Origin of the sequence: Rathayibacter sp. VKM Ac-2856 (genome assembly GCF_013205055.1) — a bacterium.
In the GTDB taxonomy this organism is placed as follows: domain Bacteria; phylum Actinomycetota; class Actinomycetes; order Actinomycetales; family Microbacteriaceae; genus Rathayibacter.
Genome location: NZ_JABMLF010000002.1, coordinates 410,937 through 425,408 on the forward strand (window position 1 = coordinate 410,937; position 14,472 = coordinate 425,408).

Here is a 14,472-nt window from a genome sequence, read left to right on the forward strand (position 1 = left end):
GAACTCGGGTCTGCAGAGCCGGCGTGCTGTCGACGCAGGGTCTCGATACGCGCCTGCGGCGCTACTCGACCAGCATGGGACGGGGCGCCTGCGGCGCTGCTCGACGGGCAGGGGGCGTCAGCCCGCGGCGCGGCGCAGGGCGTCGTCGACGGAGGAGCGGACGAGACTGGAGAGGAAGAAGCCGGGCTTGTCGACGCCGATGCCGGCGAGGAGGCCGGCGGCCTGCTCGACGATGGCGGTCGAGAAGGTGGTGGCGGTCGAGACGGCCTCGGCGTAGGCCGCGCGGTCCGCCTCCGCGACGGTGACCGGCTCGCCGCCCATCTCGACGACGAGGGCCTGCGCGATCGGCAGCACCGGCCCGGGCGCTGTCACGGCGAAGTACGTCTCGGCGAGGCGCGCCAGGTCGAGGCTCGTCCCGCTGAAGGCCATCGCCGGGTGGACGGCGAGCGGGATGACTCCCGAAGCCAATGCGGGCGCGAGGACCCCGTAGCCGTGCTCCGCCGCGGTGTGCAGGACGAGCTGGCCCGGCTGCCAGGCTCCGGTCGCGGCGAGCCCGGCGGCGAGCGCCGCGATCTCGCCGCCCGGCACGGCGACGATCACGAGCTCGCTCCGCTCGACCAGATCCGGGATCGCGAGCACCGGGGCGCCGGGCAGCAGGGCGTCCACGCGCTCGCGGCCGGCCTCGCTCGTCGTGGCGACGCCGATCACGGCGTGCCCGGCGTTCGCCAGGGCGGCACCGAGCACCGGGCCGACGGGTCCGGCCCCGATGATCCCGACGCCGAGGCGTCCGTCGCGGCGGGCGTCAGGCATACGGGTCCCCCTCGGGTGCGGCCCACGCGTCGCGGGGCGTCGGGGCGTCGACGGCGCGGCGTCCCCAGTGGTGGCTGGCGTCGCGCTCGGCGGCGGCGGCGCCCGCCCGGCCGACGCGCTCGAAGAAGGCGAGGCCGTCGGCGACGCTCATCACCGGCACCGTCGCCGTCACCGGGCCTGCGACCGTGTGCACGTGCGCGGAGGTCAGCCCGAGCATCCGCTGGAGCGGCCCCTGCTGCACGCCGACGCTCTGCATCCGCGCGAGCGGGACGACGATCACGTGGCGCCAGACGGCGCCACTGCGCAGGACCACCACGTCCTCTGCCAGCCGGAAGCCGGTGCGTCGCCAGGAGAACGGGCGCAGCAGCCGCGCCGAGCGGGGCGCGCTCGTGAAGCCGGGAGCGTCGCGGCGGCGCAGCGCGTCTCCGACCGGGGTCGCCTCGGCGCCCTCGTCCGCCCCGGGCAGCAGCAGCGCGAGCACGCGCTCGACCGCGACGAGGTCGCCGACCGGGAGGATCGTGGTGTTCGGCTCGCCGTTCGCGCCGCGGGAGGCCGCGTGCCCGGCCCGGTCGATCTTCACCTGCCACCAGCCGAACGGCCGCCAGAGCAGCGGCTGGGTGATCTCGACCGCGTGGATGCGGCCGGGCGGCAGGGTGTCGCTGCTGGTCGAGAGCACGCCGTAGCCGACCCGGACGCCGTCGGGCGTCGAGGCGATCGAGTAGCGGAGCGAGCGGACGAACTGGCGGACGTAGTAGCTGCCGGAGCCGATCAGGCCCGGCAGGATCGCGAACAGCACGTAGGGCGAGCCGTAGACCGAGGTGAAGACGACGGCCACGACCGAGACGAGCAGGAAGAGCGTGAAGCCGCTGAAGACGAGCGAGCCGAGCAGCCGGCCCGGCGGGATCGACACGACCGACTCGGGCGGCGCGTCCTCCGGCTGCTCGCCGAACTCCTCGATCCGGCGCGCGAGGAAGCCGCCGGCCGGCGCCTCCCCCGCGACCGCCTCCCGCTCGCGCACCCCGGACGCCAGCCGCAGGATGTCGCGGCGCAGCGCGTCGACGAGCCGCGAGCCGAGGTAGGAGAGCTGCACGTTGGCGTCCTGCCCGGCGACGCTCACCTCGAGCTTGGCCGCCCCGAACAGCCGCGCGAAGAGCGGGCGCTGCACGGCGATGCCCTGGATGCGGTCGAGCCGCGCGCGCCGGTTGGTGCGGAAGAGCACGCCCGAGCGCACCTCGACGATCTCGTCGGTGATGCGGAAGGTGTGCATGCGCCAGGACAGCCAGAAGGCGAAGACGGCGACGGCGAGGCCGGCGGCCACGGCGAGCAGCGCCCAGCCGATCAGACCGCGGTCGATCAGCGCGTCGACCGGGTCGCCGCTCTCGTAGTCGCCGGGGCCGGGCAGGAAGAGCTCGAGCAGCCGCTCGCGCAGATTGGTGATCAGGAGGCCGAGGACGACCAGCAGGCCGATGCCGCCCTTGAGGACGGGCGTCGCCGGGTGCAGGCGGTGCCACTCGCCGTCGGCGAGATCGGTCTCGATGCCGCGGACGGCTGCGGGGGCCCCGCTCACAGGCCGGCCCGGCGCGACTCCGCCAGCGCGACGAGCCGATCGCGCAGCTCCTCCGCGTCGCCGTCGACGAGCCCGGGGATGCTCACGCCGGTCGCCGCGGCGGCGGTCACGAAGCGCAGGTCGGCCAGCCCGAGCACGCGGGCGAGCGGACCGCGGTTGACGTCGATCAGCTGCATGCGCCCGTAGGGCACGGAGACGAAGCGCTGGAACATGATGCCGCGGCGGAAGAGCAGGTCGTCCTCGCGCAGCCGGTAGCCGTAGGCGCGGGCGCGGCGGGGGGCGACGATCAGCAGGGTGACGGCGAGGATCGCGGCCGCGAGCACGAGGATCCAGGCCCAGCTCACGCCGATCAGCAGCATCACGATCGGCACGGCGAGGAGGACGACGCTCGACACGACGGCCGAGACGACCTCGACGGCCACGTACTTCGGCGACACCCGGCGCCACGGACCGGCCAGATCGAGGCGGCTCCCGGCGGGAGCCTGGAGGGTCTCCTGCTCGGGCCGGACGCCCTCCGGCTGCGAGGTCTGCGGGGTCTGCGGGGTCACCTCGGGAATCACTGCTTGAGGGCTCACCGAATCTGTGCTCGCCTCAACGCGGCTCTCCGCCTCGCGGCTCTCCGCCTCGCGGTTCCTCGCCTCGCGCCGACTCAGCGGCTCGGGAGCGACCGAGGGGGTCGCCTCCTGGTCGTCGGCCATGATGACGTCCTCCCTGCCTGCGTCCGAGCGGGCGTCGGCGTCAGGCGTGGTTCACCTCGCCGACGACGGGGTCGTCGTCATCGGTCGGCGGGATGGTGCACAGGTGCTCGGCGACCAGACCGGCCACCAGCAGGACGATCGCGCCGACGATGGCGGCCACGTCCTGCCACACGGAGCCTAGCGAAGGCACCACCGGGCGGCTCAGCAGGTAGACGAGCACCCCGCCGGACGCCCCGAGCAGCAGCGCACCGACGAGGCTGGACGCCTTGGCCAGCACGACCACGCGCATCGCGCGGAACGGGTCGATGGGGCGCCGCAGCGTCCCCTTGGTGGCGCGGTGGATGGGGATCGCGAATCCGATCACGAGCGCCGCGACCACCACGAGCGTCAGCGGAACGGTGAGGGGAGGGATCAGCACCGGGCGGCCGGCGGAGGCGATGGCCAGGTCGATCAGGAAGCCGGCGACGGCCCCGGCCAGGCCGAGGCCCAGCAGGGAGCTGATGCGGGTGCGCTTCACGGAGTGCTGCTCTCGGGGTCGATGCGGCCGGGGGCTGTGCGGGCGGAGGCGGGGGCGTTCTCGGAGGATCGCGTGCGCCGCCACGCTATCGCCTCGGGGCGATCGGTCACCCGGTCGCTCGCCCTGGCGCGAAGCTCGGCGACCGGGCCGCGCCCCGCCAGGACGGCGTGCGGCTCCACGTCGAGCCACGGCTCGAGCACGAAGGCGCGCTCGCCGGCGCGGGGGTGCGGGAGCGTGAGGTGCGCGTCGTCGCGGGTGACGCCGCCGACCGCGATCACGTCGATGTCGAGCGTGCGGTCGCCCCAGCGCTCCTCGCCCTCGCCGCGCAGGCGCCCGCCCGCGCTCTCGATCGCGGCGGTGGCGGCGAGCAGGTCGTCGGGGTCGAGGGTCGTCGATCCGATCACGACGGCGTTGAAGTAGGCGGGGGCGTCCTCGTCGACGCCGTCGAGCTTCCAGGCGGGCGACTCGACGACCTTCGACACCCCGTCGATCCGGAGCCCCGGCGTCGTCGCCAGCGCGCGGACCGCGGTCTCGAGGTGCGCGAGCCGGTCGCCGAGATTGCTGCCGAGGGCGAGGACGACGCGGCGCTCGGGCAGCATCCGCTGCTGCCGGGGCCTCACGGGCGCACCCGGGTGATCTGCACCGCGACGTCGTCGAACGGCAGCGGGATGGGCGCGTCGGGCTTGTGCACGGTGATCCGCACCACCTCGGCGGCGGCGAAGCCGAGCGCGACCGCGGCGAGCCGCTCGGCGACGGTCTCGATCAGGTCGACCGGGTCGCGGGTGACGGCGTCGGCCAATGCGATGGCCAGCTCGCCGTAGTGCACCGTCTCGGCCAGCGCATCGCCGCCCGCGGCGGGGGCGAGGTCGAGCCAGACGGTGGCGTCGATGACGAAGTCCTGGCCGTTCTCGCGCTCGAAGTCGAAGACGCCGTGGTGCGCTCGCACGCGCAGGCCGGTCAGCGTGATCGAGTCGCGCAGGGCGAGGGCCGCGGCGTCGAGCTCGGGGGCCGAGCCGGGGCGGGGCGAGCGGTGGGTGGGGTCGGTCACGGGAGCTCCTCCTGGAGGCGGGCGCCGACCGCGAGTGCGCGGGCGCTCGAGCGGACGTCGTGCACGCGGACACCCCACGCGCCGCGGTCGACGGCGGCGAGGCTCAGCAGCGCCGTCGCGTCGTCGCGCTCGGCCGCGGGAGCGCCGGCCGGGGCGAACGGCGCGAGGAACCGCTTGCGCGAGTGCCCCACCAGCACGGGCAGGCCGAGCGAGACGATCGCGTCGAGGTGGGCGAGCAGCGCCCAGTCGTGGCCGCCGACCTTCGCGAAGCCGAGCCCGGGGTCGAGGATGAGGCGGTCGTCGCGGATCCCCGCGGCCCGGGCGGCGTCGACGCGGCGCTCGAGCTCCGAGCGCACCTCCGCGACCACGTCGGCGTAGGAGGCCAGCTCCGTCATCCCGGCGCTGTGGCCGCGCCAGTGCATCGCGATGTAGACGGCACCGCGCTCGGCGACCAGCGGGAGCATCGCGGGATCGGCGAGCCCGCCGGAGACGTCGTTGACGACCACCGCACCCGCGTCGAGCGCCGCCTCGGCGGTCGCCGCGCTCATGGTGTCGATGCTCACGCGGACGCCCTCGGCCGCGAGCGCGCGGATCACCGGGAGGACGCGGGCCTGCTCGGACGCGGCGTCGACGCGCGCGGCTCCGGGACGGGTCGACTCCCCGCCGACGTCGACCAGGTCGGCGCCGAACGCGGCCGGGCCCTCGCCCGAGGGCCGGGTCATGCCCACGCCGTGCCGCACCGCGTCGTCGACCGAGAGCCAGCGACCGCCGTCGCTGAAGGAGTCGGGGGTGACGTTGAGGATCCCGAGGAGGGCGGCGCGGTGGCCGGGAGCGAGGTCGGCGACGACGGGAGCCACGTCAGGCCTCCCGCGCGGCGCCGATCAGCGCGATGATCTCGGCGCGCGCGGCGGGGTCGGCGAGGGTGCCGCGCGCCGCGACGGTGACGGTCGAGCTGGTGGTCTGGCGCGCGCCGCGCAGGCGCACGCAGCCGTGCTCGGCGTCGACGACGACCAGCACGCCCTCGGGCGAGAGGCCGGCGTCGAGCACGTCCGCGATCTGCTCGGTGAGGCGCTCCTGCAGCTGCGGCCGCGAGGCGACGGTCTCGACGACCCGCGGGAGCTTGCCGAGGCCGACGACGCGCTCGCCGGCGCGGTAAGCGATGTGCGCGACACCGGAGAAGGGCAGCAGGTGGTGCTCGCAGACCGAGCGGAACGCGAGATCGCGGACGACGACGGTCTGGGTGGCGGGCGGCTGCTCGCCCTCCTCGACGACCGCGAAGGTCTCGGCGAGGTGCGACGCCGGGTCGAGGTCGAACTCGCCGAAGAACTCCTCGTAGGAGTCGGCGAAGCGCTGCGGCGTCGTCGAGAGCCCCTCGCGGCCCGGGTCCTCCCCGATGGCCGCGAGGAGCTCGGCGACGGCTGCCTCGATGCGCGCCCTGTCGACCGGCACGGCGCTGCTACGCCGTCGTGGGGCGCGGGTTGATCAGCGGCGGCCGCTGCGGAGCGGTCTGCTCGGAGCCCTCCGAGACGACCGCGCCGTCGGTCGCGCCGGCGTCGATCGGCGCCTTGGCGGGCGGCATCGCGATGGGCGGGAGGTCGGACAGCGGACGCTTGTCGCTCGAGAGCCACTGCGGGCGCTCGTCGATCTTGCGGACGTCCTTGAAGATCTCGGCCAGCTGGTCGTGGTCGAGCGTCTCCTTCTCGAGGAGGTCGGCGGCGAGGCGGTCGAGGATGTCGCGGTTGGCGTTGATGACCTGCCACGCCTCGTCGTGCGCCTGCTCGATCAGCTGGCGCGTCTCGAGGTCGACGCGCTCGGCGATCTGCTCGGAGTAGTCGCGCTGGTGGCCCATGTCGCGGCCGAGGAACATCTCGCCCGAGGACGAGCCGAGCTTGACGGCGCCGACCGTGGAGGACATGCCGAACTCGGTGACCATCTTGCGGGCGATCGAGGTCGCCTTCTCGATGTCGTTCGAGGCGCCGGTGGTCGGGTCGTGGAAGACGATCTCCTCCGCGACGCGGCCGCCCATGGCGTAGGCCAGCTGGTCGAGCAGCTCGTTGCGGGTGGTCGAGTACTTGTCCTCGAGCGGCAGCACCATCGTGTAGCCGAGGGCGCGGCCGCGCGGGAGGATCGTGACCTTGGTGACCGGGTCGGTGTGGCGCATCGCCGCGGCGGCGAGGGCGTGGCCGCCCTCGTGGTACGCGGTGATCAGCTTCTCCTTGTCGCGCATGACGCGAGTGCGGCGCTGGGGCCCGGCGATGACGCGGTCGATCGCCTCGTCGAGCGCGCGGTTGTCGATCAGCTGCGCGTTCGAGCGGGCGGTGAGCAGCGCGGCCTCGTTGAGGACGTTCGCCAGGTCGGCACCGGTGAAGCCCGGGGTCTTGCGGGCGACGACCTCGAGGTCGACGCCGCCGGCGAGCGGCTTGCCGCGGCCGTGCACCTCGAGGATCTTCTTGCGGCCGAGCAGGTCGGGGGCGTCGACGCCGATCTGGCGGTCGAAGCGGCCCGGGCGCAGCAGCGCGGGGTCGAGGATGTCGGGGCGGTTCGTCGCGGCGATCAGGATGACGTTCGTCTTGACGTCGAAGCCGTCCATCTCGACCAGGAGCTGGTTGAGGGTCTGCTCGCGCTCGTCGTGACCGCCACCCATGCCGGCGCCGCGGTGGCGGCCGACGGCGTCGATCTCGTCGACGAAGATGATGGCCGGCGAGTTCTCCTTGGCCTGCTGGAACAGGTCGCGGACGCGGCTCGCGCCGACGCCGACGAACATCTCGACGAAGTCGGAGCCGGAGATCGAGTAGAAGGGGACGCCCGCCTCACCCGCGACGGCGCGGGCCAGCAGGGTCTTGCCGGTGCCGGGAGGGCCGTAGAGCAGGACGCCCTTGGGGATGCGCGCGCCGACGGCCTGGAACTTGGCCGGCTCCTTGAGGAACTCCTTGATCTCGTGGAGCTCCTCGATCGCCTCGTCGGCGCCCGCGACGTCGGCGAAGGTGACCTTCGGCGACTCCTTGGAGACCAGCTTCGCCTTCGACTTGCCGAACTGCATGACGCGGTTGCCGCCGCCCTGCATGCCCGAGAGCATCAGCCAGAAGAACGCGCCGATCAGGAGGATCGGGAGGAGGAAGCCGAGCGCGGAGAGGAACCAGTTGGTCTGCGGGACCTCGTCGTCGTAGCCGTCCGACGGGGCGGCGGCGGTGACCGCGTCCACGACCTCGGCGCCGCGCGGTGCCACGTAGTAGAACTGCACCTGCTTGCCGTTGTCGCCGTCGTCCTGCGCGAGGGTCAGATCGACGCGCTGCTCGCCGTCGACGATCTTCGCGGAGTCGACCTTGCCGTCGGAGAGGAGCTGGAGCCCCTCCTGCGTGCTGATCTGCCGGAAGCCCGACATCGTGATCAGCGAGGAGCCGATCCAGACCGCCACGATCGCCAGGACGACGTAGAGAATGGGACCCCGGAAGATGCGCTTGACGTTCATGAATGTTGCGGGCGCAGGCCCGGCACCTTTCTGACGAGGAAATGTGAGTGTCAGGCTACCTCCCGCTCTCTGAGCGCGCGCCACGCGTTCGCCCTGGGCGGAGGATGCGTCGGGTGGGCATCCGGCGGGCGCGCACTCCGGCGCGCGAGAGCGGCTGCGGCGCGCCGGATGGCGCGGATCAGCTGAAGCGGGCGGGTCTCGATACGCCCCTGCGCGGGCTACTCGACCAGCATGGACGGGGCGACCCGGCCCCGCACCATGCTGATCGAGTAGCCCGCGCAGCGGGCGTATCGAGATCCACCGTCGTCAGCAGCCCGGTCTGAAGGACGCGGCGCGGGTCAGGCCGTCTCGAGGAGCGGCTCCGGGTCGCGCAGCGCCGGCGCGAGACCGCGGCGGCGGCGCGCGGCGGCCAGCACGGTGACCGCCAGGGCGCCCAGCAGCCAGATTGAGAGCACGAGCACCGCGTTCGCGACGCCGATGCTGCCGCCGGCGATGAGGGAGCGGAACGCCTCGACCGTGTAGGTCAGCGGCAGCACCCCGTGCACGGCCTGGAAGAAGGCGGGCGCCGTCTCGATCGGGTACGTGCCGCCCGCGGAGGAGAGCTGGAGCACGATCAGCAGCAGCGCGAGGAAGCGGCCCGGCGCGTCGAGCAGGGCGATCAGCGCCTGGTTGATCGCGACGAAGGTCAGGCTCGTGAGCACCGCGATCCCGATCAGCGCCGGCAGCTGAGCCATCTCCACGCCGACCCCGAAGCGGATCATCAGCGCGGCGAGGACGCCCTGCGCCACGGCCATCAGGGCACCCGGCAGGTAGCTGCGCAGCGCGATCACCCAGGCGGGCCGGCGGGCGGCGAGCAGCCGCTCGCTCAGCGGGGCGCTCATCAGGTAGAAGGCGAGCGCGCCGACCCAGAGCGCGAGCGCCATGAAGTAGGGCGCGAGGCCGGAGCCGTACTCCGGCACGCGGTTGAGGCGCTCGGCGTCGAGCGAGACGGGGGCCGCGGCGACGGCGCTGAGCGACTCCGCCTGGTCCGCCGTGTAGGACGGGACGTCGGCGGCCCCGTCGGCGAGCTTCCCGCCGAGGGTCTCCGAGCCGCTGGCGAGGGAGTCGATCCCCGAGGACAGTGTCTCGGCGCCGGTCGCGGCGTCCGCCGAGCCCTGGGCGGCGGCGTCCGCACCGGTGGCGAGGGTGCCGCCGCCGGTCGCGAGCGCGGCGGTGCCCGAGGCGAGCGCGTCGGCCCCCGACGCGGCGGAGTCGAGCCCGGTGGTCAGCGGGCCGACGCTGCCGGCGAGAGTGCCGGTGCCGGCCGCGACCTGCGCGGCTCCGGAGTCGAGCGAGGCGGCGCCGGTCGCGAGGGACTGCGCGCCGGTCGCGAGCGTCTGTGCGCCACTGTCGGCGGAGGCCGCGCCAGTGGCGAGCGACTGCACGCCGGTCGTGAGATCGGCGGCTCCCGACGACACGGACGCCGCACCCGCCGCAAGGGCGGTGAGGCCGCTCGAGGAGTCGCCGACCAGCGCGGACGACCCGGCGGCGAGGGTCCGCGCGCCCTGGTCCGCGGCGGTCGCTCCGGTCGAGACTCCGGCCGCCCCCGACTCCAGCTGCGTGAGCTGCGCCAGGCGCTCGGCGTCGGTGAGGGTGCTCCAGCCCGCGATCAGCGACTGCAGGCCTGAGTCGACCGTCGCCGCACCGGTGGCGAGCGCCGGCGTGCTCGCGGCGAGCGCCGCCGAGCCGTCGCGCAGCGTCCCGGCCCCGGCGAGCGCCGCCGTCGCGCCGTCGGAGACGGAGGACGCGCCCTCGGCGAGGGTCTGCGCTCCGGTCGCCGCCGTCGCCGCGCCCGAGGAGAGCGCCGCGGTGCCGTCGGCGAGGCTGGCCGCTCCGGTCGCGAGATCGGCCGCTCCCCCGTCGAGGGTCTGCGCGCCCGAGGCGACCGACTGCGCGCCGCCGTTCAGCGTCGCCGCGGAGGACGGCAGCGCGGCCGTGCCGTCGGCGAGCTGCTGCAGACCGGCGGAGAGGGCGGCCGCTCCGTCCGCGGCCGAGTCGGCGCCGGTGCGGAGGGAGTCGGCGCCGGTGGCGAGCTGCGCCGTCCCGTCCCGCAGCCGCTCCAGGCCGACGACGAGCTCGTCCGAGCCGCTCGACGCGCTCGAGGCGCCGTCCGCGAGCTGGGCGGCTCCATCGGCGGCCTGCTCGAGGCTGTCGTGCACGTCGGTGAAGCCGACGTAGACGTTCTTCAGGTACTCCTCGCCGACCTGCTTCTCGAGGGTCTGCGTGACCGTGGTGCCGATCGTCGCGGCGATGTTGCCGACGATCAGGTTGGCGCCGTCGTTGGTCTCGATCGAGAGCCGGGCCGCGGTCGCCGCAGCCGGGTCGTCGCCGCCGACGGAGGCGACGTCGGCCGAGAAGCCGGCCGGCACGGTCAGCACGGCGTACACGGCGCCGGAGGCGAGCTCGCGCGCGGCCTCGTCGGCGTCGGTGAGCGTCCAGTCGAAGTTCGAGGTCGAGGTGCTCGAGGTGAGCTCGTCGGTCAGCGCCTCGCCGAGCGCCAGGGTCGAGCCGTCGGCCGCGGTCGCGCCGGTGTCCTCGTCGACGATCGCAGCGGGGACGGTGTCGAGGTGGTGGGTCGGATCGAGGTTCGCCGAGGTCAGCAGGCCCGCGTAGATCAGCGGGATGAGCGCGATCGCGGAGAAGACGACGACCAGGCGCGGGGAGACGGAGCGGAGGCGGCGCGGGAAGGGGAAGCGGCGACGGGGGGCGGTGGCGGGCATGGTCCTTCTACTTCGAGGAGTCGGTGGCGAGTGCGGTGAGCCGCGGCGTCGCGACTCCGGTGACGAGGAGCTCGGCGATCTCGGCCGAGGCGGAGGAGACGGAGCGGCGGTCGTCGCCGTCGAGGAGCCAGCCGACGACGAGCCAGACGGTGCCGGCGCTGAGGAAGACGGCGAAGCGCTCGACGCGGGCGTGGTCGCCCGGCTCCTGGGCGGCCAGGGGCGAGAAGGTGAGCAGCCGCTGGGCGAGGAAGGCGACGACGGACTCCTGCACGGAGCGGGCCGTCCCTCCGCTGAGCGCGCGGCGGTAGAAGTCGGGGTGCTCGAGGAGACCGGAGAGCAGGCCGTGGACGATGCGGGGCACGGCGGTCTCCCAGACGTCCAGCGGCGAGGGCGGCACGACGTCGGCGAAGAGGGCGTGCATGCGCTCCAGCGCGGCGGCCTCGAGCAGCGAGGGCACGTCGCCGAAGTGCTGGTAGAAGGTCGGCCGGCTGACGCGGGCGGCGGCGCAGAGATCGGTGATCGACGGCTGCTCGTCCCCCGGGTGGTCGAGGGCGGCCGTCATCGCGGCGATCAGCTGCTCTCGCGAGCGGGCGAGTCGTGGGTCGGTCACGGTGCCTCCTTTACGTTTGTAAGTAAAGCTTACATCCGTAAAGAAGCTGTCGGCAATCCCTTGCAGATCGAGCAGCTGTGCGCGCCGCCGCCCGCACCATGCTGATCGACAAGCCGCGCGCGGCGCGGCCCCGGAGCATGCTGATCGAGTAGCCGCGCGCAGCGCGGCGTATCGAGATCCACCGTCGCCGGCCGTCGGGCGCGACGTCCCTCACCTCGGACAGCGTGAGGTCTCGATACGCCCCTGCGGGGCTACTCGACCAGCAGAAGGGTGCCCCTGCGGGGCTGCGCGACCAGCAGGAGGGCGCCGCGTCCCGTCAGGAGGCGGGCGGCTCCTCCGCGAGGAGGGTCGCGATCTCGGTGGTGTCGACGACGAGGGAGTCGTGCGGGGTGAGGCCCGGGCTCTTCGGGGTCGGCACCGGCAGCCGCATCAGCAGCGCGCCCGGATCGACTCCGAAGCGGCCGCTCGTGGTGCGGCCGATCGGGTCGCCGTCGAGCTCGGCGAGCACCGGCTGATCGAGCGTGAAGGAGAACTCGCGCCCGGGCCACTGGTGCAGCGACGCGAGGCCGTTGCGGTTGCCCGTCGCGACGTCGAGGGCGAGGCCGAAGCGGCGGCGCAGGAGCACCAGCTCGAGGTCACCGTCGTCCAGCACCGCTCCGGCGGCGAGCTCGATGTTCGCCACGACCGAGCTGCAGTTGCAGGCCAGCACCATCAGGGTGCGCGTCGGCGGCTCGGGGCGGCCGTCGATCGTCAGCGTCACCTCGAAGCCCGCCTTGAACATCACCTCGGCGCCGGCCGCCACGTAGGCGCCCCAGCCCACGCGCTTCTTCAGCTCGTCGTCGGTCTTGTCCATGATCTCGGCGTCCAGGCCCACGCCGCCCATCACCATGAAGACGCGCTCCTCGCCGTCGTCGAAGGCGGCCGTGCCCACGTCGATCGCCCGGTCCTGCCCCAGCAGCGCGATCTCGACCGCGTCGGCCAGCGAGCCGAGCGGGATGCCGAGGTTGCGGGCGAGCAGGTTGCCCGTGCCGCTGGGCAGGAGCCCGTAGGGCACCGCAGTGCCGCGCAGCACCGAGGCGACCGCGCGCACGGTGCCGTCGCCGCCCATCGCGCAGACGACGTCGGCGCCCGACTCCAGCGCGGCGCGCGCGGCCCCGGCGCCCGAGTCGTCGACGCTCGTCTCGAACCAGAGCGGCTCGCTCCAGCCCGCGCGGCGGGCGACCGTGGCCACCACGTCCTGCGCCGCTCCGACGTCGTCGAACTTGCTCGGATTGATGACGACGGCGACCACGGGGCTGTCGGAAGGAGCTCTCACGGTCTCAGTCTGCTGTGCCCGCCGAGGCGTCCGGCACCGTGCGCCGCTCCAGGGTCGCCGCGGCCTCCGTCGCCAGGACCGCGCCGAGCTCGGCCGAGAGGGTCGCGGGCAGGGTCGGCGGGGCGTCCCAGCGCGGTCCGGCGAGCAGCACTCCCCCGCGCTCGCTCGAGCGCCACAGGGCGTCGACGCTGCCGGTGACGAAGGCGCGGATCCGCGCGGCGGAGCCGGCGTCGACCCCCTCCGCGGTCGCCAGGTCGACGAGGTGCCGGTAGGCGATGCCGCCGAAGAGGGCGCCGTCGCCCGCTCCCTGGTCGACGAGGACGCCCTCGGGGGCGAGGCGCGCGATCAGGTCGTCGGCGGTGAGCGACGCGTGCGCGAGCAGCCGCGCGTCCGGGCGGAGCCGGTGCAGGGCGAGCGCCGCTCCGATGTAGACGCCGTGGTTGTAGCTGAACGCCCAGTCGTCGCGGGCCGAGCCGCCCTCGCGGCCTATGCCGTCGGCGACGAAGCCGGTGTCGTCGTCGCGCAGCCGCACGTGCAGCCAGTCGAGGGCGGCGCGCGACAGCTCCTCGCGGCCGTCGGGGCGCAGCCGCTCCAGCCGTGCACCGAGGATCGCGAACGGTCCGTTCGACGGCGCGTTCTTGTAGTCGAGCTGGCGGCGGCGCCAGGCGAGGCTCGCGCCGTGCCGGAGGTTCCAGCCGCGCTGGACGGCGAAGCGCCAGAGCCGGTCGGCGCGGTCGAGCCAGCGCCCCTCCCCCGTCGCCTCGCCCAGCCGCGCGAGCGCGCCGCCGAGCCACATCATGTCGTCGAAGTAGCCGTTGACCAGGCGGCCGCCGTTGCGGATCCGGATCGCGCGGTGGATCCGCTCGGCGCGCTCCAGGTGCGCGGCGTCCCCGGTCCGCTCGAACGCGTCGACCGCGGCGTCGATCGCGTGCGCCAGCCACCAGTAGTGGAAGGCGAGGTCCGCGCGCAGCGACGTCGGGTAGGTCACGTGGTAGCCGAGGACCGGCACCGCGAAGAGCCGCTCGAGGCTCGACTGCGCGATGTCCGCGCGGGCCTGCGCGTCGCCCGGCACCGGTCGGCTACTCGTAGACGTGGGGAGCGAGGATCGCGACATCGCGGAGGTTGCGGTAGCGCTCGGCATAGTCGAGGCCGTAGCCGATCACGAAGTCGTTCGGGATGTCGAAGCCCACGTAGGCCACATCGACCTCGACCTTGGCCGCGCGGGGCTTGCGGAAGAGCGCGCAGATCTCGACCGACTCGGCGCCGCGGCTGCGCAGGTTGCCCTGCAGCCAGGAGAGCGTGAGGCCGGAGTCGATGATGTCCTCGACGATCAGCACCTTGCGGTCGGTGATGTCGGTGTCGAGGTCCTTGAGGATCCGCACCACGCCGGAGGACTTGGTGCTGCTGCCGTACGAGGAGACGGCCATCCAGTCCATCACGATGTCGAGCTTGAGCTCGCGGGCGAGGTCCGCCATCACCATCACGGCGCCGCGGAGCACCCCGACGATGAGCAGGTTCTCGCCGGCGTAGTCGCGCTCGATGGCGCGGGCCAGATCGCGGATCCGCTCGTGGATCTCGGCCTCCGTGAAGAGGACCTCGGTGATGTCGTCGGCGATGTCGGCTGCTTCCACCCGGCCACTCTACGCACCCGCCACCGCGCCTGCTCCCCCTCCGCGAGC

Annotated in this window: 14 protein-coding genes; all 14 read right to left on the reverse strand. The window is 74.0% G+C overall.

Annotation, left to right across the window (positions count from 1 at the left end; genetic code table 11):
• Window positions 1-117: 117 nt before the first annotated feature.
• A complete protein-coding gene (locus HQQ82_RS08920) occupies window positions 118-810 on the reverse strand; it encodes a Rossmann-like and DUF2520 domain-containing protein (RefSeq protein WP_173232679.1) in 693 nt (230 codons plus the stop codon).
• Window positions 803-2,377, reverse strand: a complete 1,575-nt coding sequence (locus HQQ82_RS08925; RefSeq protein WP_173232680.1) for a PH domain-containing protein — start codon at window positions 2,375-2,377, stop codon at window positions 803-805. The genes HQQ82_RS08920 and HQQ82_RS08925 overlap by 8 nt, the downstream gene beginning before the upstream one ends.
• Complete coding sequence (locus tag HQQ82_RS08930; protein WP_367947889.1) at window positions 2,374-2,925, reverse strand: PH domain-containing protein; 552 nt, start codon at window positions 2,923-2,925, stop codon at window positions 2,374-2,376. The genes HQQ82_RS08925 and HQQ82_RS08930 overlap by 4 nt, the downstream gene beginning before the upstream one ends.
• 190 nt (window positions 2,926-3,115) lie before the next feature.
• Entirely contained in the window at window positions 3,116-3,592 is a 477-nt protein-coding gene (locus HQQ82_RS08935) for a DUF3180 domain-containing protein (RefSeq protein WP_173232682.1), read from the reverse strand.
• The gene (gene folK, locus HQQ82_RS08940) at window positions 3,589-4,212 is read right to left on the reverse strand and encodes a 2-amino-4-hydroxy-6-hydroxymethyldihydropteridine diphosphokinase (protein WP_367947890.1); all 624 of its coding nucleotides are present in this window, start codon (window positions 4,210-4,212) and stop codon (window positions 3,589-3,591) included. Before folK ends, HQQ82_RS08935 begins: the two co-directional genes overlap by 4 nt.
• Window positions 4,209-4,640 carry a dihydroneopterin aldolase gene (folB, locus tag HQQ82_RS08945; RefSeq protein WP_367947891.1) on the reverse strand — a complete coding sequence of 144 codons (432 nt, stop codon included), beginning with the start codon at window positions 4,638-4,640 and terminating at the stop codon, window positions 4,209-4,211. The genes folK and folB overlap by 4 nt, the downstream gene beginning before the upstream one ends.
• Window positions 4,637-5,497: a dihydropteroate synthase gene (gene folP / locus HQQ82_RS08950; RefSeq protein WP_367947892.1), complete on the reverse strand. Its 861-nt coding sequence runs from the start codon at window positions 5,495-5,497 to the stop codon at window positions 4,637-4,639. Before folP ends, folB begins: the two co-directional genes overlap by 4 nt.
• 1 nt (window position 5,498) lies before the next feature.
• Window positions 5,499-6,089, reverse strand: coding sequence for a GTP cyclohydrolase I (folE, locus tag HQQ82_RS08955; RefSeq protein ID WP_173232683.1), 591 nt, complete (start codon window positions 6,087-6,089; stop codon window positions 5,499-5,501).
• Between the two features lie 7 nt (window positions 6,090-6,096).
• Complete coding sequence (ftsH, locus tag HQQ82_RS08960) at window positions 6,097-8,109, reverse strand: ATP-dependent zinc metalloprotease FtsH (protein WP_173232684.1); 2,013 nt, start codon at window positions 8,107-8,109, stop codon at window positions 6,097-6,099.
• A gap of 338 nt (window positions 8,110-8,447) precedes the next feature.
• The gene (locus HQQ82_RS08965) at window positions 8,448-10,868 is read right to left on the reverse strand and encodes a YhgE/Pip domain-containing protein (RefSeq protein ID WP_173232685.1); all 2,421 of its coding nucleotides are present in this window, start codon (window positions 10,866-10,868) and stop codon (window positions 8,448-8,450) included.
• A gap of 7 nt (window positions 10,869-10,875) precedes the next feature.
• On the reverse strand, window positions 10,876-11,478 hold the full coding sequence (locus HQQ82_RS08970; RefSeq protein ID WP_173232686.1) for a TetR/AcrR family transcriptional regulator: 603 nt from the start codon (window positions 11,476-11,478) through the stop codon (window positions 10,876-10,878).
• Window positions 11,479-11,794: 316 nt separating this feature from the next.
• Window positions 11,795-12,793, reverse strand: a complete 999-nt coding sequence (locus HQQ82_RS08975) for a diacylglycerol kinase family protein (RefSeq protein WP_173232687.1) — start codon at window positions 12,791-12,793, stop codon at window positions 11,795-11,797.
• 4 nt (window positions 12,794-12,797) lie between these two features.
• On the reverse strand, window positions 12,798-13,865 hold the full coding sequence (locus HQQ82_RS08980) for a glycoside hydrolase family 76 protein (RefSeq protein ID WP_173232688.1): 1,068 nt from the start codon (window positions 13,863-13,865) through the stop codon (window positions 12,798-12,800).
• 7 nt (window positions 13,866-13,872) lie between these two features.
• Window positions 13,873-14,424 carry a hypoxanthine phosphoribosyltransferase gene (hpt, locus tag HQQ82_RS08985; RefSeq protein WP_159983582.1) on the reverse strand — a complete coding sequence of 184 codons (552 nt, stop codon included), beginning with the start codon at window positions 14,422-14,424 and terminating at the stop codon, window positions 13,873-13,875.
• Between the last annotated feature and the right edge of the window lie 48 nt (window positions 14,425-14,472).